The 20,813-nt window shown below is 73.5% G+C and carries 13 protein-coding genes; 11 read left to right on the top strand and 2 right to left on the bottom strand.

What is annotated here, in order from left to right; all coding sequences use genetic code 11:
• Nucleotides 1-35: 35 nt before the first annotated feature.
• The 7 genes from JQX11_RS20205 (at nt 36) to JQX11_RS20175 (ending at nt 15,578) form a co-directional block, all read left to right on the top strand.
• The gene (locus JQX11_RS20205) at nt 36-6,404 is read left to right on the top strand and encodes a type I polyketide synthase (RefSeq protein ID WP_204926527.1); all 6,369 of its coding nucleotides are present in this window, start codon (nt 36-38) and stop codon (nt 6,402-6,404) included.
• Nucleotides 6,401-7,522: a DNA alkylation repair protein gene (locus tag JQX11_RS20200; protein ID WP_204926526.1), complete on the top strand. Its 1,122-nt coding sequence runs from the start codon at nt 6,401-6,403 to the stop codon at nt 7,520-7,522. Before JQX11_RS20205 ends, JQX11_RS20200 begins: the two co-directional genes overlap by 4 nt.
• Nucleotides 7,519-11,556, top strand: coding sequence for a bifunctional SDR family oxidoreductase/pyridoxal phosphate-dependent aminotransferase family protein (locus tag JQX11_RS20195; RefSeq protein WP_204926525.1), 4,038 nt, complete (start codon nt 7,519-7,521; stop codon nt 11,554-11,556). Before JQX11_RS20200 ends, JQX11_RS20195 begins: the two co-directional genes overlap by 4 nt.
• Nucleotides 11,557-11,648: 92 nt before the next feature.
• On the top strand, nt 11,649-11,954 hold the full coding sequence (locus JQX11_RS20190; RefSeq protein ID WP_204926524.1) for a hypothetical protein: 306 nt from the start codon (nt 11,649-11,651) through the stop codon (nt 11,952-11,954).
• A gap of 101 nt (nt 11,955-12,055) precedes the next feature.
• Nucleotides 12,056-13,153 carry a class II histone deacetylase gene (locus tag JQX11_RS20185; RefSeq protein ID WP_204926523.1) on the top strand — a complete coding sequence of 366 codons (1,098 nt, stop codon included), beginning with the start codon at nt 12,056-12,058 and terminating at the stop codon, nt 13,151-13,153.
• Between the two features lie 13 nt (nt 13,154-13,166).
• Nucleotides 13,167-14,000 (top strand): thioesterase II family protein, encoded by an 834-nt coding sequence (locus JQX11_RS20180; protein ID WP_204926522.1) that lies wholly within the window; start codon nt 13,167-13,169, stop codon nt 13,998-14,000.
• Between the two features lie 126 nt (nt 14,001-14,126).
• Nucleotides 14,127-15,578 carry an MFS transporter gene (locus JQX11_RS20175; protein WP_204926733.1) on the top strand — a complete coding sequence of 484 codons (1,452 nt, stop codon included), beginning with the start codon at nt 14,127-14,129 and terminating at the stop codon, nt 15,576-15,578.
• Between the two features lie 225 nt (nt 15,579-15,803).
• On the opposite strand, the gene JQX11_RS20170 is transcribed toward JQX11_RS20175, so the two are convergent.
• Nucleotides 15,804-16,709 carry an RNA polymerase sigma-70 factor gene (locus JQX11_RS20170; RefSeq protein WP_204926521.1) on the bottom strand — a complete coding sequence of 302 codons (906 nt, stop codon included), beginning with the start codon at nt 16,707-16,709 and terminating at the stop codon, nt 15,804-15,806.
• A gap of 62 nt (nt 16,710-16,771) precedes the next feature.
• Nucleotides 16,772-17,512 carry an SDR family oxidoreductase gene (locus JQX11_RS20165; RefSeq protein ID WP_204926520.1) on the bottom strand — a complete coding sequence of 247 codons (741 nt, stop codon included), beginning with the start codon at nt 17,510-17,512 and terminating at the stop codon, nt 16,772-16,774.
• Nucleotides 17,513-17,713: 201 nt separating this feature from the next.
• Between JQX11_RS20165 and JQX11_RS20160 the strand changes: the two genes are divergently transcribed.
• The 4 genes from JQX11_RS20160 to JQX11_RS20145 all read left to right on the top strand — a co-directional run bounded on the left by JQX11_RS20160 (nt 17,714) and on the right by JQX11_RS20145 (nt 20,793).
• Nucleotides 17,714-18,466 carry a dienelactone hydrolase family protein gene (locus JQX11_RS20160; protein ID WP_204926519.1) on the top strand — a complete coding sequence of 251 codons (753 nt, stop codon included), beginning with the start codon at nt 17,714-17,716 and terminating at the stop codon, nt 18,464-18,466.
• A 146-nt stretch (nt 18,467-18,612) separates the two neighbouring features.
• The gene (locus JQX11_RS20155; protein WP_204926518.1) at nt 18,613-18,882 is read left to right on the top strand and encodes a GlsB/YeaQ/YmgE family stress response membrane protein; all 270 of its coding nucleotides are present in this window, start codon (nt 18,613-18,615) and stop codon (nt 18,880-18,882) included.
• Between the two features lie 114 nt (nt 18,883-18,996).
• The gene (locus tag JQX11_RS20150) at nt 18,997-19,266 is read left to right on the top strand and encodes a metal-sensitive transcriptional regulator (RefSeq protein ID WP_204926517.1); all 270 of its coding nucleotides are present in this window, start codon (nt 18,997-18,999) and stop codon (nt 19,264-19,266) included.
• A 126-nt stretch (nt 19,267-19,392) separates the two neighbouring features.
• The gene (locus JQX11_RS20145) at nt 19,393-20,793 is read left to right on the top strand and encodes an MBL fold metallo-hydrolase (protein ID WP_204926516.1); all 1,401 of its coding nucleotides are present in this window, start codon (nt 19,393-19,395) and stop codon (nt 20,791-20,793) included.
• The last annotated feature ends 20 nt before the right edge of the window (nt 20,794-20,813 follow it).

Raw genomic sequence — 20,813 nt, 5'->3', positions numbered from 1 at the left:
TGCCCACCGAGTGTGACGGAAGGAGCGACGCGAACATGACGGACAGTCGAATCGCGGTGATCGGCATGGCCGTACGGCTTCCCGGTGCCGAGGACGTGGCGGACCTGCGCTGGCTGCTGACCCACGACTCGGTCGAGGTGGACGAGGTCCCGCCCAGCCGGTGGGCCCGCGACCACTACCTCGGTGACGGCGACCACCAGGGCACCCACCACCGGGGCGCCTTCCTCCAGGACCCGTTCTCCTTCGACCACGAGGCGTTCGGCCTGACCGCCGGTGACGCCGTCCTGCTCGACCCGCAGCAGCGGGTGATGCTGGAGGTCGGCGCGCGGGCGCTGGAGGACGCCGGCTACCGCTCCGTGCGCCGCCGTCTCGACGCGGGCGTCTTCGTCGGTGCCCGGATGAACTCCTACGGCTTCGACCACGGCCGGGGACTGACCCCGACCGGCCCGGACGGCACCGGCCGGCCGGTGCCGGCGGCACTGTGGGGCCGGTCGCAGAACTTCGTCGCGGCCTGGCTCTCCGACCGCCTCGACCTCACCGGACCCAGCCTGGTGGTCGACACCGCCTGCTCGTCCTCGCTGACGGCGGTCTGGTTGGCCTGCCAGAGCCTCGCCGCCGGCAGCTGCGAGATCGCCCTGGTCGGCGGCGTGGACCTGCTGCTCGACCCGCTGACCTTCGTGCTGCTGTCCCGCACCGGCGCGCTGTCCCCGGACGGGCTGTGCCAGACCTTCGACGAGAAGGCCAACGGGTACGTCCCCGGCGAGGGGGCCGTCGCCCTGGTGCTCAAGCCGATGGCCGCGGCGGTGGCCGACGGTGACCTGATCCTCGGCGCGATCGCCGGCACCGGCGTCAACAACGACGGCCGGACCATGGGGGTGACCACCCCCAACCTGGAGGCCCAGATCGCGCTGCTCGACCGGGTGTACGGGCGGATCGACCCCACCACGGTGCAGTACGTCGAGACCCATGGCACCGGCACCGCCATCGGCGACCCGATCGAGGTGCGGGCGCTCACCGACGTGTTCGGCCGGCGCGGCGTCGCCCCCGGCAGCGTCGCGCTCGGCTCGCTGAAACGGCGGATCGGGCACCTGCACTCGGCGTCCGGCCTGGCCGGCCTGGCCAAGATCGTCCTCTGCCTGCGGGACGGGGTCGTCCCCGGGGTGCCGGTGCCGACGGTCAACCCGCGGCTCCGGTTGGACACCGGCCCCCTGTACCTGCCGCCGCGTCCCCGACCCTGGCCGGCGGCCCCGGTCCGCCGGGCCGGCGTGAGCGGCTTCGGCTTCGGCGGCACCAACGCACACGTGGTGGCCGAGGCGGCGACCGGGCCCGCGCCGACCACCGCCGGGGCCGGACGGCCCGCAGAGGTGCTCGCCCTCTCCGCCGACAGCCCCGACGTGCTGCGCGAGCTGGCCGCGCAGTGGGTGGAGTTCCTCCCCTCGGCGGCCGACGAGATCGCCGACGTGCTCGCCACCGCCCGGCTCGGCCGCCCGGCCCGCGCCGTACGCTGCGCGGTCACCGGGCCGGACGCCGACGGCCTCGCCGCCGCGCTGCGCGCCCGGCTGCTACGCGCCGACGTCCCGCTGGGGGAGCCCACCGGCCGGCCGCCCGTGGTCGCCGTCCGCCCGGTGGCCGGGTCCGCCCCGCCGCGGTGGCTGCTCGCGCTCCACCACGACCTGCCGGCGGTACGGGAGATCGTCGGCCGGTTCGAGACCGCTGTCGGCAGCCCGGTGACGACGTTCTCCGGCCCGCTGCTGCGGATCTGCGCGGGGGTCGTGCTGGCCGTGGCGCTGCGCGGCAGCGGGGTACCCGAGCAGGCGGTCGACCTGCCGCCCGGCTGGGCGTCGATCGCCGACTTCGTGCACGGACGTACCTCCCTGGAGGAGGCGCTCAGCACGGTGCTGGCCGCCGGAGCCGCGACCACGGACACTCCAGACCCGGACGACGTCGACGCCCGACTGGACCTCTGCGCGCGCCTGGCCGCCGCCACCGACGGGCGGCAGGCAGCCGGGGTGCTCGCCGCCGTCACGGCGGAACTCTTCGAGGCCGGGGCGGACATCGACTGGGCCACGTTCCAGGGGCCGGTCGCCTGGCACAAGCGCCTCCTGCCGGTCGGCCAGGCCCGCGGCCCCGCGCTGGACCTGCGGGAGCCGCTGCGCTCCGCCGAGCCCGGCGGCCCGCTGACCCTCGACGACGCCGGCCCGGCCGGGTATGCCTTCTCCCGCGTCTTCGGGCCGGGCGAGGTGCCGATCGCCCAGCACTCGGTGTACCGCCGGATCATGCTCCCCGGCGTCGCCTGGTTCGACTTCCTGCGCCAGGGCGCCGAGCTGCGCGGCGAGCCGTTCCACGGGGTACGCGACGTGCTCTTCCACCGCCCGCTCATCCCGACCGGGGCGCACCGGGTGGCGTGCCGGGTCGACGCCGAGGGGCGGTTCACCGTCGCCGACGCCGACGGCACCCCCTTCGTCACCGGCCGGTACGCCCCGCAGCCCGATCCGGTGCCCGCGCCGCAGCCGCTCGCGGCGCTGCTCGACACCTGCTCCCGGGTGCACGCCGGGTCCACCGTGTACCGCTGGCTGCGCCGCATCGGCTACCAGCACGGCCGGTACTACCGCAACATCTCCTGGGTCGCCAGCCTGCCCGGCGGCGGCACCATCGCCCGGATCGAGGGGGGCCGGCAACGTTCCCTGAACCCCCCTGACGTCCAGCTCTTCCCGGGGTTGCTGGACAGCGTCACCATCGCGGCGATCGACCCGGACAACCCGGTGTTCGGCACCGACCACGCCACCGCGTTCATTCCGCTCTCCGTCGACCGGGTGAGCGTGCACGGTGCCCTGGCCGACGCCGCCTACGTGCGCACCGAGGTGTCCTTCTGGAACGAGGAGGCGTGCCGGGTCACCCAGGTCGTCCTCGACGCCTCGGGCGTACCGCTGCTGACCTTCGGGGACATCTCCTCCAAGCGGGTGCCCGTCCTCGCGTTCAGCGAGCCGCCGGCCGACACCGCGCACCGACCGGCACCCGTGCCGGCGGTCGCGCCGGCCTCCGCCGCCGTTGCCGTCCCGGTGGACCCCGCCGTTGGCGCGGCTCCGGTGGGTGGGGAAGCGTCCGCATCCGCAGCGGCGCACCGGCCCGCAGCGGAGCCGGCCGGGGCTGCTCCGGAGGTGCCGCCGGCCGCCGACCGGTCCGCGTCGCCGCCCGCCGCCGACCCCGTCGCGGCGACGCCGTTCGCCCGGGCGCTCGCCTGGTTCCTGGCCCTGTCCGGTACGGATGCCGAGCACGTCGACGCCGAGTTCCTCTCCGCCGGCTTCGACTCCGTCGGCCTGGTCGGGCTCAGCGAACGCCTGTCCCGGGAGCACGGCCTGTCGCTGTACCCGACCGTCTTCTTCGAGTACCCGACCCCCCGCAGCTTCGCCCAGCACCTCGTCGACGAGGAACCCGACTTCGTCGCCGCGCTGTCCGCGCCGCCGCCCCCGGTCCCGCCCGCCGCCGCCCCACCGTCGGCCGGCGCCGTCCCCGTCTCGTCGCCGGCTGCCCCCGTCTCGCCGCCCGCCGACCCGGGGGCGACGCCGGTCGGCACCGTCGCCACGCCGCCGGACGGGTCCGTGCCCACCCCGCTGCCGGCCGGCAGCGTTCCTCCTCCACCCCCGGCCGGTGACGTGCCCGCCGCGCCGACGGTTGCCGGCGCGCCGACGGCCGCCGGGGTCGGCGGGACGGACCCGGGGCGTGACATCGCCGTCGTGGGTGCCGCGATCCGGGTGCCCACCGCCGGCGACCTCGACGCGTTCTGGACGCTGCTCACCGACGGGCGCGACACCGTCGGCACCCTGCCCGAGGGCCGGTGGCAGCCGCTGGAGGGACCGGTGCCGCAGGCGTCCTTCCTGGAGCGGGTCGACGAGTTCGACCCCGTGCCGTTCCGGATCTCCGCCCGGGAGGCACCGCTGATCGACCCCCAGGCCCGCATCGTCTACGAGACCATCTGGCAGGCCCTGGAGGACGCCGGCCGGACGGGGCAGGGGAGCCCGGACAACCGGATCGGCCTGTGGATCGCCTACAGCCACGACCACTATCACGAGGAGCGGTCCCGACACGGGGTGGCCGACGGGCGTGGGCTGGGCCTGGAGGCGATGATCCCGAACCGGCTGTCGTACCTGATGGACTGGCACGGCCCGAGCGTCGTGGTGAACACGCTCTGCTCGTCGTCGCTGGTGGCGTTGCACACCGCCGTACAGCACCTGCGGGCCGGCGACATCGACACCGCCGTCATCGGTGGCGTGCACGCCGCGATCAGCCCCGAGTACTTCGACTCCATGCGGGACCTGCGGGCCCTCTCGCCCAGCTTCCGCTGCCGGGCCTTCGACGTCGAGGCCGACGGGTTCGTGCCCGGTGAGGGGGCGGTGGCGGTCGTGCTCCGCCGCCGCGCGGACGCCGAACGGGACGCCGACCGCATCAGGGGTCTGATCAAGGGGGTGGCGGTGAACCACGGTGGCCGGACCACCCGGTACTCCGCTCCGAGCCCCGTCGGCCAGCGGGAGGTGATTGTGGCGGCGTTGCGGGATGCGGGTGTTGGTGTGGAGGGGATGGGGATGGTGGAGGCGCATGGGACGGGGACGTCGTTGGGTGATCCGATCGAGGTGGAGGGTCTCACCCGGGCGTGGCGGGGGTTCACGTCGCGGACGCAGTTCTGTGCGATTGGTTCGTTGAAGTCGAATATTGGTCATTTGGAGCCGGCGGCGGGTTTGGCGGGGTTGGTGAAGGTGTTGTTGTCGTTGGAGCGTGGGGTGGTGCCGGCGACGTTGCATGTGGTGCGGCCGAATGACCATATCCGGTTCGAGGACACGCCGTTCTTTGTGGCGGACAAGCCGGTGTCGTGGCCCCGGGTGGCGGGTGCGCCGCGTCGGGCGGCGGTGTCGGCGTTCGGGATGGGTGGGGTGAACGCCCACGTGATCGTCGAGGAGGCTCCGGTTCCGGCCGTCCAGGAACGGTTGCCGCAGGGGTCGTTCGTGGTGAAGGTGTCGGCGGCCAGTGAGGAGGGTGTGCGGCGGTTGGCGGGTGCGTATGCGGGGGTGTTGGCGTCGGTTGATGGTCCGGGTGTGGGTGATGTGGGTTTCACGGCGAATGTGGGTCGTGCGTCGCATCGGTTCCGGGTGGCGGTCCAGGGTTCTGACGGGTCGGAGTTGGCCGCTGGATTGAATGCGGTCGCGGGTGGGGATCGGCCGGTGGCCCGGTTGTCGAATCAGCCGCCGTCGTCGGTGTTCCTGTTCTCCGGTCAGGGTTCGCAGTATGCGGGGATGGGTGCGGGGTTGTGTGCGGCGGAGCCGGTGTTTCGGGATGCCGTCGATGAGTGTGTCGAGTTGGTGGGTTCGGGTGTGCCGTTGCGGGAGGTGGTGTGGGGGGACCGGGGTGGTGAGTTGGTGCAGACGCGGTTTGCGCAGGTGGGGATCGTGGCGGTGCAGGTGGGGTTGGTGCGGTTGTTGGAGTCGTGGGGTGTTCGGCCGGGGTTGGTGGTGGGTCACAGCGTGGGGGAGTTGACGGCCGCGTGGGCGGCGGGGGTCTTCGGGTTGGGGGAGTTGTTGCGGTTGGCGGTGGTGCGGGGTGGGTTGATGCAGGGGCAGGCGTCGGGTGGGGCGATGGCGGTGGTGTTCGCCGATGCCGGGTCGGTGGAGGCGGTGTTGCCGTCGTTTCCGGGGGTGGAGATCGCGGCGTTCAACGCTCCGCGCAGCGTGACGGTCTCCGGTCCGGCCGGGGCGGTGGAGGCGTTCTGTGTCGGGTCGGGGTTGCGGACGCAGCGGTTGACGGTGAGTCATGCGTTCCATTCGGCGGCGATGGCCGGGGCGGTGGGGCCTTTTGCCGAGGAGTTCGGGCGGGCGGTGGTGTCGCCGCCGCGGATCGGTTTCGCCTCGACGGTGACGGGTGGTTGGCATGACGCCCGGTCGGTGGCGGATGGCCGGTTGTGGGGTTCGGGGATCCGCGAACCGGTGCGTTTCACCCAGGCGGTCGAAGCGGCCTATGCGGCCGGCGGACGGGTCTTCTGGGATATCGGCGCGCATCCGGTCCTGACGGGGTTGGCCCGGTCGACGCTCACCGACACCGGTCTGACCTGGCTGCCGACGCTACGCCGGGACCACGACGACCAGGCGCAGCTCCACACGGCCATCACGTCGTTCTACAACCAGGGGCTGGGTGAGATCGACTGGGCCGGGGTGCACCACGGGAAGGGACACCGCACCACCACCATCCCCACCTACCCCTTCCAACGGCAGAGATTCTGGGTCCACGGTGGAGTGGACGGGGCGGCGAACGGCTCCCCCGCCCGGCCGGCTTCCGGGAGGCAGGAGCCGTCCCGACATAAGATCCGCCTTTATCCGCCCGCCCGGGAAAACCACGTCGACAAGGACCGGATGTCATGACTACGGAATACGGACTCAAGCGTCACTTCAACGGTGACGCCGCCCGCCTCATCGGCGGCAAGATCCGCGAGGTTCACCCGGACTTCGACGTCGAAGAATACGCCGTCGAGGTGGAGCGTCGCATTCCCGGAAAGGAGCTGAAGGACCGCGTCCTCGTCCTGGCGGAGGGGCTGCGCAGCCGGCTCCCGGAGGACTACCCCGAGAGCGTGAAGATTCTCCTGGCGATCCTCGGCGACGAACTCGCCGAGGGCGAGGGGATGTTCAACGTGAGCTGGTACCTCATGCCGGTGGCCCGGTTCGTCGAGGAGTACGGCCTGGACCACCCCGAGGTGTCCCTCGACGCACTGGTCGAGATCACCAAACGACACACCGCCGAGTACGCCATCCGCCCCTTCATCGAGCAGCACCACGAGCTGACGATGAAGCGGATCGCCGACTGGGCCCGCGACCCCAGCCACAACGTCCGGAGGCTGGCGAGCGAGGGCGTGCGTCCCCGGCTTCCCTGGGCGCGTACGCTCACCGCCTTCGTCCGGGACCCGCAGCCCGTACTGGAGATCCTCGAACCGCTGCGCAGCGACCCCTCCGAGTACGTGCGCAAGTCGGTGGCGAACAACCTCAACGACATCTCCAAGGATTCGCCCGACATCGCGGTCGCCACCGCGTTGCGGTGGTCGCAGGAGAGCCCGACCCCGGAGACCACCTGGATCGTCCGGCACGCACTGCGCACGCTGGTCAAGAAGGGCAACCAGGAGGCGCTGGCGATCGTGGGCGTCACCGGGGGTGAGCACATCCGGGTGCCCACGATGGGGCTCCACCCGCGCACCCTGGCGCTCGGTAAGTCGACCATGATCCGCCTGGAGGTCGAGAACACCGACAGCCGCCGGCACACCGTCACCGTGGACTACGTGGTGCACCACGTCCGCAAGAACGGCCAGCGCATTCCGAAGGTCTTCAAGCTGACCACGCTGGATCTCGCCCCCGGCGAACGCCGGACGGTGGAGAAGTCGCACCCGGTCCGGGAGGTCTCCACCAGGCGCTACTACGCCGGCGAGCACCTCGTCGACATCCAGGTCAACGGCCAGGTGCTGGCCACCGACAGATTCGACCTCCGGCTGTGAGCGGCCACCGTACGTCGCTCGCCGCCGACCACCCGGTGCTGCGCGACCACCGGATCGGCGACACGCCGGTCCTGCCCGCGGCGGCGCAACTCGACGCGATGCTCAGCGCCTGCGCGGCGACCCGGGAGGGCGGGAGCTGGCAGCTCGACCGGGTGGCGTTCCTCGCGCCGCTGCCGGTCGCGCCCGGCGGGTCGGTCGAGATCGAGACCGTGCTCACCCCGGCCGGGGAGTGCACGCTCGCCTCGTGGCAGCCGGACGGCTCCGGCCCGGTCCTGCACAGCCGGGCCCGGGCCACCAGCAGCGCATTGGCCCCGCCGACCTACCGGGACGTGGCGGGGCTGCGCGCCGGCTGCGTAGACGAGGTGCCGCTCGCCACCGTCGACGAGTGGCGGCGGGGCAGCGGCATCGCGTACGGCCCGACGTTCCGGGCGATCCGCGCCGCGCACCGGGGGCCCGACCGGATGCTGGCCGTGCTCCGCGCCTCCGGCGGGCTGACCGACCGGCACGTCGTCCCGCCGCCGCTGCTGGACAGCGTCTTCCAGTGCCTCGGCATGCTCGACGACGGCACGGCGGGCACCTGCCTGCCCTGGTACGTCGGGCGGATCACCGCCCGCCGGCCGGTCACCGGCACGGTCCTGGCCCTGGTCGAGCGGACCGAAGCGGCGGGCGGGGCCGGCGGCGCGGTGCGCGGGCGGGCCACGGTCTGCAACCAGCAGGGCGAGGTGTTGTTGGAGCTGGACCGGATCGTCCTCAAGGCGGCCGGCCCGACCACCGCCCCGGCGGCCCCCCACCGGCAGCCCCCGTCGACCCGCCCCACCCCGGCACCCACCGACCGGCCTCAGGCCGACCCGCCTCCCACTGATCCGGTGCCCGTCGATCGGGTGCCCGTCGGGTCGGTCACCGCCGTGGTCTGGCGGCCGGTGGTTCCCACCCCGGAACCGGCCACCGACCCCGGTCGCACCTGGGTGGTGTCGGGGGAGGTCGGCGTCGAGTCGTACGAGGGTGGGCCCGTCCTGCTCACCCCGGCCGACCTGGACGACGTCCACCTCGACCGGGCGCTTGCCGAGACGCCGCCCGCCGAGGTGGTCTACGTGGCACCGCGCGGCGGGCGGGACCGGGCGGCGGCCGTCGCCCTGTTGCACGGCGTCTTCACCCTGGTCCGGCGGCTCGCGGCGCAGCCGCCCATGCCGGCCCTCACCATCGTCACCAACGCCGCCCAGCAGGTCACCGACGGTGAGTCGATCGAGCCCGGACAGGCCGCGCTGTGGGGCCTCGCGCGTACCCTGCGGATCGAACACCCGCAGGCCCGGGTCCGCCTCGTCGACATCGGCCTGGGCGGCGGCACCGAGCCGCCGACCCTCGACGAGGTACGGCACGGCGAGGCGGAACTCGCCTGGCGGGACGGCTCCTGGTACGCGCCCACGCATCCGGCGGTACCGGTCGTACCCGGGCGGTCGGCCCGGCCGGTGGCCGGTGGCCGGTTCCTCGTCACCGGTGGTCTGGGCGGCATCGGCCTGCACGTGGCGGAGTTCCTGGCCGGTGCGGGCGGTGCGCACCTCACCCTGGTCGGCCGCACGGTACCCACGGAGGGGCCGACCAGGGCCCGGCTGGACCGCCTCGCCACCACCTGCGACCTGCGGATCGTCGCCGCCGACGTCCGCACGCTGCCGGACGTGCTGCGCGGCGCGGAACCCTTCGACGGTGTCTTCCACGCCGCGGGTGTGCTGCGCGACGGGTTGGCGCGCAGCCTGTCGGCGGAGCGGATCGACGAGGTGTTCGGGCCGAAGATCGGTGGAGTGCACGCGCTCGACGAGGCGTTCCCCGCCGACGCGCGACCCGGGTTCGTGGTCCTGTTCTCCTCCATCTCGGCGACCCACGGCAACCTCGGCCAGAGTTCCTACGCGACCGCCAACGCCTACCTCGACGGCTACGCCGCGCGCCGTCGGGCCGCCGGGGAGGCGTGGTACAGCCTCGGCTGGGGTCTGTGGCGGGTCGGCATGGGTGCGGGGATCGCCGACGCCGCGGCGGCACGCGGCATCCCGGCACTGACCGCCGCCGACGGCATCGCCCTGCTGCGGCACACCCTCGAACTGACTCCCGCGAACTACGTCGTGTCCGCAGTCGACGAACCGGAGGACGACCAGATGACCACCGTGACCCCCGTCGAGACCCGGCTGTGGCCGGCGTTGTCGGAGATCCTGAAGCGGACCCTGCACGTCGACCAGGTGTCGCCCGAGGACAACCTGCTGGAACTGGGGCTGGACTCGATGATGGCGGTCGAGGTCTCCGCCGCGCTGGCCGGTGAGGGGCTGGACGTCGACCCGGTGGCCATGTTCGACCACCCCGACGTCGGGGCGCTGGCCCGGCATCTGGAAGGACTGCCCCGCCACCCGTCGGGCCCGGCGCCCGCCACCCCGGCCCCGCCCGTCACCGGCCCACCCGTCCCGGCCCCGCCTGCCGTCGCCGCGTCCCGCCCCGTCGCCGCCGTACCGGTGGCGCCGTCCTCCGCCGTGCCGGTGGGCGGACGGTCCGGGTCCGCCGCCGTGCCGGCCGGGTCGGATGGCGCGTCGCCGGACCCGACGGCCGCGTCGGGGTCGGCGCGCTTCGTGCCGGACTGGGACCGCTACCGCGACGTCGACGCCGCCGGCGGGCGTCCGCCCCGGCCCGGCCACCGGGCGGGGACGGGTCCGGCGACGGGGAACCCGGGGACGAACGGGCACCGGCCGGCGGCGGGTCCGCCGGCCACCCGGGAGCGGCCCGCCGGGCCACCCGGCGTCACCGTCCCGGTCGGCGCGTCGGTGCCCCGCCGCACCCTGCCCGGCCGGCTCGGCGACCACCCGGGTGGCTCCTTCCTCGACCGGCGCATCGACGCACTGTCGGTGGACGACCGGGTGGTCATCGCCCAGGACGACTACTTCTACGAGCCGGTCATCGAGGAGTCCAAAGGTGCCTGGATCAAGTTCGACGGCCGGTGGTTCCTGAACTTCGCGTCGTACAGCTATCTCGGGCTGATCGGCCACGACTACATCAACCACCAGGCGCAGCGGGCCCTGGAGCGGCACGGCACCGGCGCGCACGGCGTGCGGCTGCTCGCCGGCACCCTGCACCTGCACCGCGAGCTGGAGCTGGGCATCGCCCGGTTCCTCGGGGCCGAGGACGCCATCGTCTACACCAGCGGCTACATGGCCAACGTGGCGACGATCGGCGCGCTGGTCGGGCCGGGCGACGTGGTGATCGGAGACGTCTACAACCACGCGAGCATCCTGGACGGCTACCGGCTGTCCGGCGCGACCGTGATCACCTACGCGCACAACGACCTGACCGACCTGGAACGTGCCCTGCGCCGGGCGGGTGACGCCGGGAAGCTGGTGGTCACCGACGCGGTCTTCAGCATGGACGGTGACATCGCCGACCTGCCCGGCATCCTGGCGCTGTGTGAGCGCTACGACGCGCCGCTGATGGTCGACGAGGCGCACAGTCTCGGTGTGCTGGGCGCCACCGGCCGGGGCATCACCGAGCACTTCGGCATCGATCCGGCCCGAATCGCGGTCAAGATGGGCACGCTGTCCAAGACGGTGCCCAGCACCGGTGGCTACGTGGCCGGCTCCAGCGACCTGATCTTCGCCCTGAAGAACAACGCCCGGGGCTGGATGTTCTCCGCCGCCGGCACCCCCATGCAGGTGGCCGCCGCGCGGGCCGCGGTGGAGGTGATGGAGGCGGCCCCGCAGCTCACCGGGGAACTGCGGGCGCTCACCGACAGGTACCGGGCGACGCTGCGCGGTCTGGGCTTCGACACCCTGGCCAGCGAGACGCCGGTGGTGCCGATCATCTGCGCCAGCGCCGGGCAGGCGCAGGAGATGGCCCGGCTCTGCCAGGCCGAGGGCATCTTCGTCCAGCCCATCGTCTATCCCACCGTGCCCAAGGCGCTGCCCCGGCTGCGCACCATCGTCAACCTCAGCCACTGCGCCGACGACCTCGACCATGCCGTCGCCGTCTTCGCCCGGGCCGGCCGGCAGGTCGGGCTCATTTCCTGAGTGCGGCCGGCGCGCTCCGACCGAGACCCACCCGTGTTGCCGACCGCCCGACCGGGCGGTCGGCGAAGGAACCCCGTCGAGAGGAGAACGCAGTGAGTGACATCGACAGCAGGGCCTTCTTCGGTGCCGTCCTGAAGGCCGTCGCCTGCACCCGCAACCACAACACGGACGAGACCGGCTACGCCGAGGGGGTGCTGACCCCGACCGCCCGGATCCGGGAGTTCGAGAAGGAACTCGGCGACCGGGCCCTCACCCGGGCCGAGGCCGAGCAGGTGCTGGGCTGGCTGGACTCCACGTTCCGGGCCAAGCTCACCCCCGCCGAGGAGCGGGAGCACTACCACCGGTACATCGCCGAGGTGTCCGGGGTGACCCGGGCGCCGGCCACCGTCGCCGCCTGACCGGCGGCGTCCGGTCCGGGGTGCGCCGCCGACCTGGTCCCGTCGGTGGCGCACCCCGGCCATCCGCCCCTGTCCGATGTCGAGCGCCGAGGACGTCGCCCATGTCGAAGCTCGCCTGGTACAGCCACGAGATCTGCTTCTGGCACGACCCCGGACCGGGATCGGGCTACCTGCCTGTCGGTCCGGGCATCGAACCCCTGCGCCAGCACGCCGTCGACCCGGATCTGCGCCGGGCCGAGGGGCTGGTCCGGCTGGCCGGGGTACTGGACCACTACACCCCGGTCACCCCCGAGCCGGCCACCGACGACGATCTGCTGCTGGTGCACGTGCCGGAACACCTCGCCCGGGTCGAGGCGGCCTCCGCGCTCGGCGCGGGTGACGCCGGGGTGTACGCGTACGTCAACCACCACAGCGCCCAGGCCGCCCGGGTGGCGGCGGGGGCCGGCGCGCAGGCGGTCACCGCCGTGCTCGACGGGCGCTTCGACCGGGCGTACTGCCTGGTCCGGCCGCCCGGGCACCACGCCGAGCCGGACCGGGCGATGGCGCTGTGCCTCTACAACAACGTGGCGATCGCCGCGCGGGCGGCGCAGCGGCACGGGGCACGCCGGGTGCTGGTGCTCGACTGGGACGTGCACCACGGCAACGGCATCCAGCGCACCTTCTACGACGACCCGGACGTGCTCTACGTCTCGATCCACCAGGAGGGGCTGTTCCCACCCGCGTCGGGGCTGGTCACCGAGACGGGCACGGGTGCCGGCGCGGGCCGTACCCTCAACGTGCCGTTGCCTGCCGGTTCGGGGCACGAGGCGTACCTGGCGGCGCTGTCCCGGCTGGTCGTGCCGGCGGCGCGCGCCTTCCGCCCGGAGCTGGTCCTGGTCGCGGCCGGTGTCGACGCGAGCGGCCACGACCCGATGGGTCGGATGATGTGCACCAGCCGGACGTTCCACGCGATGACCCTGACGATGTGCGCGCTGGCCGACGAACTCACCGGCGGGCGGATCGTGTTCGTCCACGAGGGCGGCTACTCGGCCTGGTACCAGCCGACGCTGGTGTTGGCCATCGCGTCGGCGATCGCCGGCCTGCCACCCCCGCCCGATCCCTTCCTGCACTCGTTGGAGCACCTGCCCGGGCAACGGCTGCGACCGCAGCAGAGCCGCGTGGTCGAGCACCTCGAGGCCCACCACCCGATGCTGACATGAGGAGGGAGAGCCGATGAACGGCTGGTTGATGCGGGTGGGCGCGGGCCTGCGGCACCCGGTCGAGAGCGGGTCCCACTCCGCCCGCCCGGCCCGCGGCGGGCCGTGGGCGCGACTGATCGCGTTGCCGCACGCCGGCGGTTGGCCGTCGGCGTTCCGCACCTGGCGGCCGGTGCTGCCGGCGGGGGTCGAGCTGCTGGTCGCCCAGTTGCCCGGCCGGGGGTTGCGGGCCGGGGAGCCGCCGCTGCGCCGGGTGGCACCGCTCGTCGACGGCCTCAGCCGCGCCGTCGCGGAGCTGCCACCGCTGCCGTACGCGGTCGTCGGGCACAGCTTCGGCAGTGTGCTGGGCTACGAACTGACCCGGGCGATGGAGCGGCTCGGTCGGCCGCCCCGGCTGCTCACGGTGTCGGCCCGCCAACCACCGTGTTTTCCCAGCGAGCCGCCGTTCGCCTACCGCCGGACGGACGACGAACTGTTGGAACACCTGGTGGAGATCGGCGGGATCGGCCCCGAACTGCTGCACCGGGGGGACCTGGTGCGCCCCGCGCTGGCCGCGATCCGGGCCGATCTCGAAGCCATGGAGACCTACCGCCGGCCGCCGACGGGGGTGGCGGTGCCGATCCTGTCGCTGGGCGCGGTGGACGACCCGGTCGTCGTCGCCGACCGGCTGCACCTGTGGTCGCTGGAGACGACGGGGGTCTTCTCCCGCCGGATGTTCACCGGCGGCCACTTCTACCTGTACGACCCGGACACTGCGGCAACCATCGCGGAACATCTTTTACATCTTTGTTTCCCCCATATGGCGGAACATCAAGAAATGTCCCACCCCAGTGCGATGTTTACGCACTGACCACTCCGCACCATCCAGAGAGGAACCACCTTGGGCACCACGAGCGAACCGCAGCACCGGGCGAGCCCCCGGGAATGGCTGGGCCTGGCAGTGCTGGCGCTACCGACGCTGCTGCTCTCGATCGACATGAGCGTCCTGCACCTCGCGGTGCCGCACATCAGCGAGAGCTTGCTGCCCAGCGCGCCACAGATGCTGTGGATCATCGACATCTACGGCTTCATGATCGCCGGCCTGCTGGTGACCATGGGCACGCTCGGTGACCGCATCGGCCGGCGTCGGCTGTTGCTGATCGGCGCCGCCGCGTTCGGGGTCGCCTCGGTGATCGCCGCGTACGCCGACAGCGCCGCCATGCTGATCGCCGCGCGCGCCGCGCTCGGCATCGCCGGCGCCACCCTGATGCCGTCCACCCTCGCGCTGATCAGCAACATGTTCCAGGACGCGAAGCAGCGGGGGATCGCGATCGCCGTCTGGGTCACCATGTTCTCCGTCGGCATCGCGCTCGGCCCGGTGGTCGGCGGCGCGTTGCTGGAGTACTTCTGGTGGGGCTCGGTCTTCCTGCTGAACGTGCCGATCATGGCGGTGCTGCTGCTGGCCGGCCCGCGCCTGCTGCCCGAGTACCGGGACGCCGACGCCGGCCGGCTCGACCTGACCAGCGTGGCGCTGTCCCTGGCCACCATCCTGCCGGTCATCTACGGCCTCAAGGAGCTGGCCAAGGACGACCCGGGCCTGCTGCCGGTGCTCGCGATCGTCGCCGGCCTGGCCGTCGGCGTGTTCTTCGTCCGCCGGCAGCGGGGCCTCACCAGCCCGCTGGTCGACCTGCGGCTGTTCCGCAACCGCGCGCTGACCACCGCCCTGGTGGCGATGCTGTTCAGCATGCTGATCGCCGGTGGGACGTACCTGTTCGTCACGCAGTACCTCCAGCTCGTGGTGGGGCTCTCCCCGCTGCGGGCCGGGCTGTGGCTGCTGCCGGCGGCGATCGCGCTGATCGTCACCTCGATGCTCTCCCCGGTGCTGGCCGGGCGGTTCGCCCCGGCGCACGTGGTGGCCGCCGGCCTGGCCGTCTCGGCGGTCGGGCACCTGAGCCTGGCCCTGCTCGGCAGCGAGGGTGGGCTCACCCAGCTGGTGGTCGGCTTCCTCCTGGTCTACGCCGGGGGCGGGCCGCTGATCGCCCTCGGCACCGACATCGTCGTCGGGTCGGCACCGCCCGAGCAGGCCGGCTCCGCCTCGGCCGTCTCGGAGACCAGCACCGAACTGGGCATGGCGTTCGGCGTCGCCATCCTGGGCAGCATCGGCGCGATCGTCTACCGCAGCCAGGTCACCGTCCCCGAGGGCACCGCCGCGGGTGACACGCTGGCCACCGCCGTCGCCGCCGCCGAGCGGCTGCCCGGGGAGGTCGGCGCGACGCTGCTGGCCTCCGCCCGGGACGCGTTCACCGGCGGGCTGAACGTGATCGGCGCGATCAGCACCGTGATCACCGTCCTGCTCGCCGTGGCGGTGCTGACCATGGTCCGCGTCCGGCCGGCCGCGCCGGACGACGCCCCGGTGGACGACACCGTACCGGCGCGGTCGGCGTCCTGACCCGCGTTCGCCCCGACACCACCGGGGGCGTGCCGACGGACCAGGTGTCCGTCGGTGCGCCCCCGGCGTCGTGACCGGACGCTCCTCGACAGCCGGGAGAACGCCCTCCGGCGGCTCGTCGCGCGCACCCGGGACAGCACCGGTCCGGGACGCCGGGTAGATCCTCGGCCGGCCGGGCGGGGTCGCCGGCCTGGAGGTGCCGGTGACGGTGGGGTAGCTCGCCGGTCAGCGGCGGACCGGCAGCCGACCCAGCTTGTCCGGGTTGACCACCAGCAGCAGCCGTTCGATGCCCCGGGCCGAGGTGTCCAGCGTGATCAGCGTGACCGGCCGGTCGGCGGTGACGAGCACCCCCGGACCGCCGTTGACCTCCACCAGCTCGACGGTCGTCGCCCGCCAGTACTTGCGCCGCACGTTGTCCAGGAAGTTCGTCACCCGGGCCGGCCCGCGCACGTCCCGGCGGGCCGCGTGCACCCGGCCGCCGCCGTCGGACCGGGCCACCACGTCGGCGGTGAGCAGCCGTTCAAGCGTCGCCAGGTCGCCGTCACGGGCCGCGTCGAGGAATGCCTGCGCCAGCCGCCGACGCTGCTGCGGCGCGACCGGCGTGGCACCCTCGACGGCTAGGTGCCGCCGGGCCCGGCCGGCCAACTGCCGCGCGTTCGGCTCGGACGTGCCGAGCACCTCGGCGATCTCCCGGTATGGGTAGTCGAACGCCTCCCGCAGCACGTACGCGGCCCGCTCGGCGGGGGTCAGCCGCTCCAGCAGCAGCAGGACCGCGACGTCCAGCGCCGCCGCCCGTTCCGCGCCGAGGGTCGGGTCGGCCCCGGTGTCGACCGGCTCGGGCAGCCACGGCCCCACGTACGTCTCCCGGGTGGCCCGCGCCGAGGTGGCCGCGTTCACCGCCAGCCGGGTGGTCGTGGTGGTGAGGAAGGCCGCCGGGTTGCGCACCCCGCGGCGGTCGGTGCCCTGCCAGCGCAGCCACGCCTCCTGCACCACGTCCTCGGCCTCGACGACGCTGCCCAGCATCCGGTAGGCGAGCCCGAACAGCCGTGGCCGCACGTCGAGGAACGCGGTCAGGTCGGCCGGCGCGACGGCCGCCGGCGCGTCGGCGGTGGCCCCCGACCCGGTCGTCATACGCCTACCGTAGGCGGTGCGCCGCGCGGACCCGACGTCACCCGCCGGGCCCGCGCGTCGGGTCAGCGTCCGCGCCACTGCGCCAGCCGGACCCCGCCGATCCGGGCGTCGCCGAGCGGGACCAGCGACTGCTCGGCCAGCAGCGCCCCGAAGTAGCGCCCCTGCGGGTCGCTGACCACCGGTCGCGGGTCACCGGCGACGGCCAGCGTCGCGCGGCCCAACTCGTCCAGCGGGAACCGCTCGGGCCCGGCCAGGTCCACGATCCCGTCGGCCGGCACGCCGACGGCGATCTCCGCAAGCACCGTCACCACGTCGTCGGCGGCGACCGGTTGGATCAGCGCCGACGGCAGCCGCACCTCGTCACCCACCACGGACGACTCGACGATGGCCGGCACGAACTCGAAGAACTGGGTGGCCCGCAGCACCGTCCACGGCACGTCCGCCGCGGCGATCAACGCCTCCTGGGCCACCTTGGCGCGCATGTACCCGCTGTCGGGAATGCGGTCGGCGCCGACGATCGACAGCGCCACATGGTGCCGTACGCCGGCCTTCGCCTCCGCCGCCAGCAGGGTACGGGTGGACGTCTCGAAGAACGCCAGCACGGCGTCCGCCTCGAAGGAGGGGGAGTTCGACACGTCCACCACGACGTCGGCGCCGTCGAGCGCCTCGGCCACCCCCGTGCCGGTGAGCGCGTCGACCCCGGTCCGCGGCGAGGCGGCCACCGCGTCGTGACCCTGCTGCCCCAGCACGGTCACCAGCCTGCTGCCGATCAGTCCGCTGCCCCCGATGACGACGATCTTCATGGTCGATCCACTCCCTGTCCGTCCCTGGCGGTGCACACCGCCCTGCACTCCCAACGACCGACGGGACCCGCGATCCGTGACAGGCGTCGTCCCGGCCCGTCGCCGTCGGCGGCCGGGGCGTCCGGCCACGGCCCACCGGCGGCCGCGGCAGCGGGTAGCGTTCCCGCGGTGGGTGCGCCGGCACCCGGGTGAGGAGACACCATGGCGGGTACGACGACGGTGGAGGTTCCGACCAGCGACGGCGCGGCGGATGCGTACCTGGCCCGGCCGGACGGGGACGGGCCGTTCCCGGCGGTGCTGTTCTTCATGGACGCCTTCGGGCTGCGTCCCCGGCTCGCCGAGATGGCCGAGCGGATCGCCGCGCAGGGTTACCTGGTGCTGGTGCCGAACCTGTTCCACCGCACCGGCCCGATGCCGCGCGTCGACCTCGCCGACCTGGCCGACCCGCAGCGGCGCGGCGAGCTGTTCGGCCGGATCGTGCCGCTGATCAACGCGCTCACCCCGGAGCTGGTGGCCCGGGACGCCGGGGCCTACCTGGACTTCCTCGCCGCCCGCGACGACGTCGCCGACGGGCCGGTGGCGATCGTGGGGTACTGCATGGGCGGCACCAACGCGCTGCGCGCGATCGAGGCGCATCCGGACCGGATCGCGGCGCTGGCCAGCTTCCACGCCGGCCGGGTCGTCACCGACGCGCCGGACAGCCCGCACCGGGGCGTCGGCGCGGTCACCGGTGAGCTGTACTTCGCCCACGCCGACCGGGACGACTCGATGACCGCCGACCAGATCGCGACGTTGGAGGGGGCGCTCGACGCCGCCGGGGTCACCTACCGCTCCGAGGTGTACGCCGGGGCTCCGCACGGCTTCACGATGGCCGACACCGCCATGTACGACGAGGGGGCCACCGAGCGGCACTGGGCGGCGCTGTTCGACCTGTTGGAGCGGACCCTGCGCTGAGCCGGACGCCGTGGCCGGATGACGGTCCCCACGCGGGGTCATGACAGTCGCGTGACATTTGGCCCGCAGCGTCCCGTCGTGGTTTCACCGCCCGCCCGCCCGGGGCAGAGTCCAGATCGACAGCGACTCGTGGAGGGACGACACACGTGGAAGTACAGGGCTTCTTCACCGCCATCATCATCGGTCTGATCATCGGTGCCCTGGGTCGCCTCGTGGTGCCCGGGAAGCAGAAGATCTCGATCCTGCTCACCCTGGCCATCGGCGTGGTGGCCGCGATCCTCGGCACCCTGCTCGCCGGCGCGCTCGGGGTGGACGACACCCGGGGCATCGACTGGATCGAGCTGTTCCTCCAGGTGGCCTTCGCGGCCGTCGGCGTCGCCGTTCTCGCCGGCACGTACGGCCGACGTCGGCACTGACCCGCACCCCCTAGCGTCGGCCCGCCCTCTCCCCGGGGCGGGCCGACGCGGCCGTTGCGGGCGGGTGGCGGTTCGGGTACCCCCGGGGGTATGTTGGTGGCAGGAGGTGCAACCGTGAAACTGCGACCGGAGATGACCGGCGACGCGTTGACCCGGCTCAAGCGGGCCCGGGGTCAGCTCAACGCCGTGATCGAGATGATGGAGAACGGCGAGGACTGCCGGGAGGCGTTGACCCAGCTCGCGGCGGTCTCCAAGGCCATTGACCGGGCCGGTTTCAAGATCATCGCCTCCGGGATGCGGCACTGCGACGCGGCGCGTGGGCGCGGTGAGACTCCCGAGATGACCGAGGCCGAGCTGGAGAAGCTCTTCCTGGCGCTGGCCTGACCCGCGAACGACACCCCGCCCGGCCCGCCTGAGCGCGCTCCGGGCGGGTACTCCGTACCCCGGAACACGAACACCCGTCTGTCCGGTATATACCCCCCAGGGTATAAGCGAAAAGAGAGGTTTGTCATGACTGTTGAGGTGACGGTGCTCAGCACGTCCTCCCTCGGCGACCGCAGCTACCTGGCCTCCGACGGCCGGATCGCGGTCGTGGTCGACCCGCAGCGCGACGTCGACCGCATCCTGCGCCTGGCCGGCCAGCGCGACGTCCGGATCACCCACGTGGTGGAGACCCACCTGCACAACGACTACGTCTCCGGCGGACGGGAACTCGCCCGGCTCACCGGGGCCGAATACCTGGTGGCCGCCGCCGACCAGGTCGGTTTCCCCCGCACCCCGGTCGACGACGGCGACGAGGTGCCCGTGTCGGACACCCTGCGGCTGCGGGTGGTCGCCACCCCCGGCCACACCTTCCACCACCTGTCCTACGTCCTGGACGCCGCCACCGACGGCGGCTGGCAGCCGGTCGGCGTGTTCACCGGCGGCTCCCTGCTCTTCGGCACCACCGGCCGCACCGACCTGCTCGGCCAGCAGCACGCCCACGAACTCGCCCACCACCAGCACGCCTCCGCCCGGCGGCTGGCCGACCTGCTGCCCGACGGCACCCAGATCTGGCCCACCCACGGCTTCGGCAGCTTCTGCTCCGCCACCCAGGCCGACGCCCCCGACTCCACCATCGGCCGGGAGCGGCAGGTCAACCCGGTGCTCCGGCTCGCCGCCGACGATTTCGTCACCGACATCCTCGCCGGCCTGGACGCCCACCCCGCGTACTACGCGCACATGGGAGCCGCCAACGCCGCCGGCCCGACGCTGATCGACCTCACCCCGGCCACCCGCGCCGACGCCGGGCAACTGCGCGAACGGATCGCCGCCGGGCAGTGGGTGGTCGACCTGCGGCACCGCAAGGCGTACGCCGCCGCGCACCTCGCCGGCACGGTCAGCCTCGGCCTCGACGGGCCGATGTCCACCTGGCTCGGCTGGCTGATCGACTGGGGCGCCCCGCTGACCCTGCTCGCCGAGACCCCGGAACAGATCGCCGACGCCCAGCGGGAACTGGCCCGCATCGGCATCGACCGGCCCGCCGCCCAGGCCACCGGCGGCCCCGAACGGTGGGCCGCCGACCCCGGCCAGCTCCGCGAGCAGCCCACCGCCGACTTCGCGGCCCTGGCCGCCGCCCGCGCCGGGAACCCGCTCGCCGGACTGCCCGCCCCGCAGGTCGTCCTCGACGTGCGGATGACCAACGAGTGGAAGGCCGGGCACCTCACCGACGCCGTCCACGTCCCCCTGCCCGACCTGCGGGCCCGGCTCGCCGACATCCCCGCCGGGACGATCTGGGTGCACTGCGGCTCCGGCTACCGGGCCAGCGCCGCCGCGTCCCTACTGGCCAACGCCGGCCGGACGGTGGTCGTCGTCGACGACCGGTTCGACCGGGCCGCGCCCGCCGGCCTCACCCTGACCACCCCCGCCTGACCCGCCCCCGCTGCGGCGGA

Origin of the sequence: Micromonospora humida (assembly GCF_016901255.1) — a bacterium.
In the GTDB taxonomy this organism is placed as follows: domain Bacteria; phylum Actinomycetota; class Actinomycetes; order Mycobacteriales; family Micromonosporaceae; genus Micromonospora; species Micromonospora wenchangensis.
Note: the sequence above shows the minus strand (reverse complement) of the source record. Positions and strands in the feature narration are given on the sequence as shown.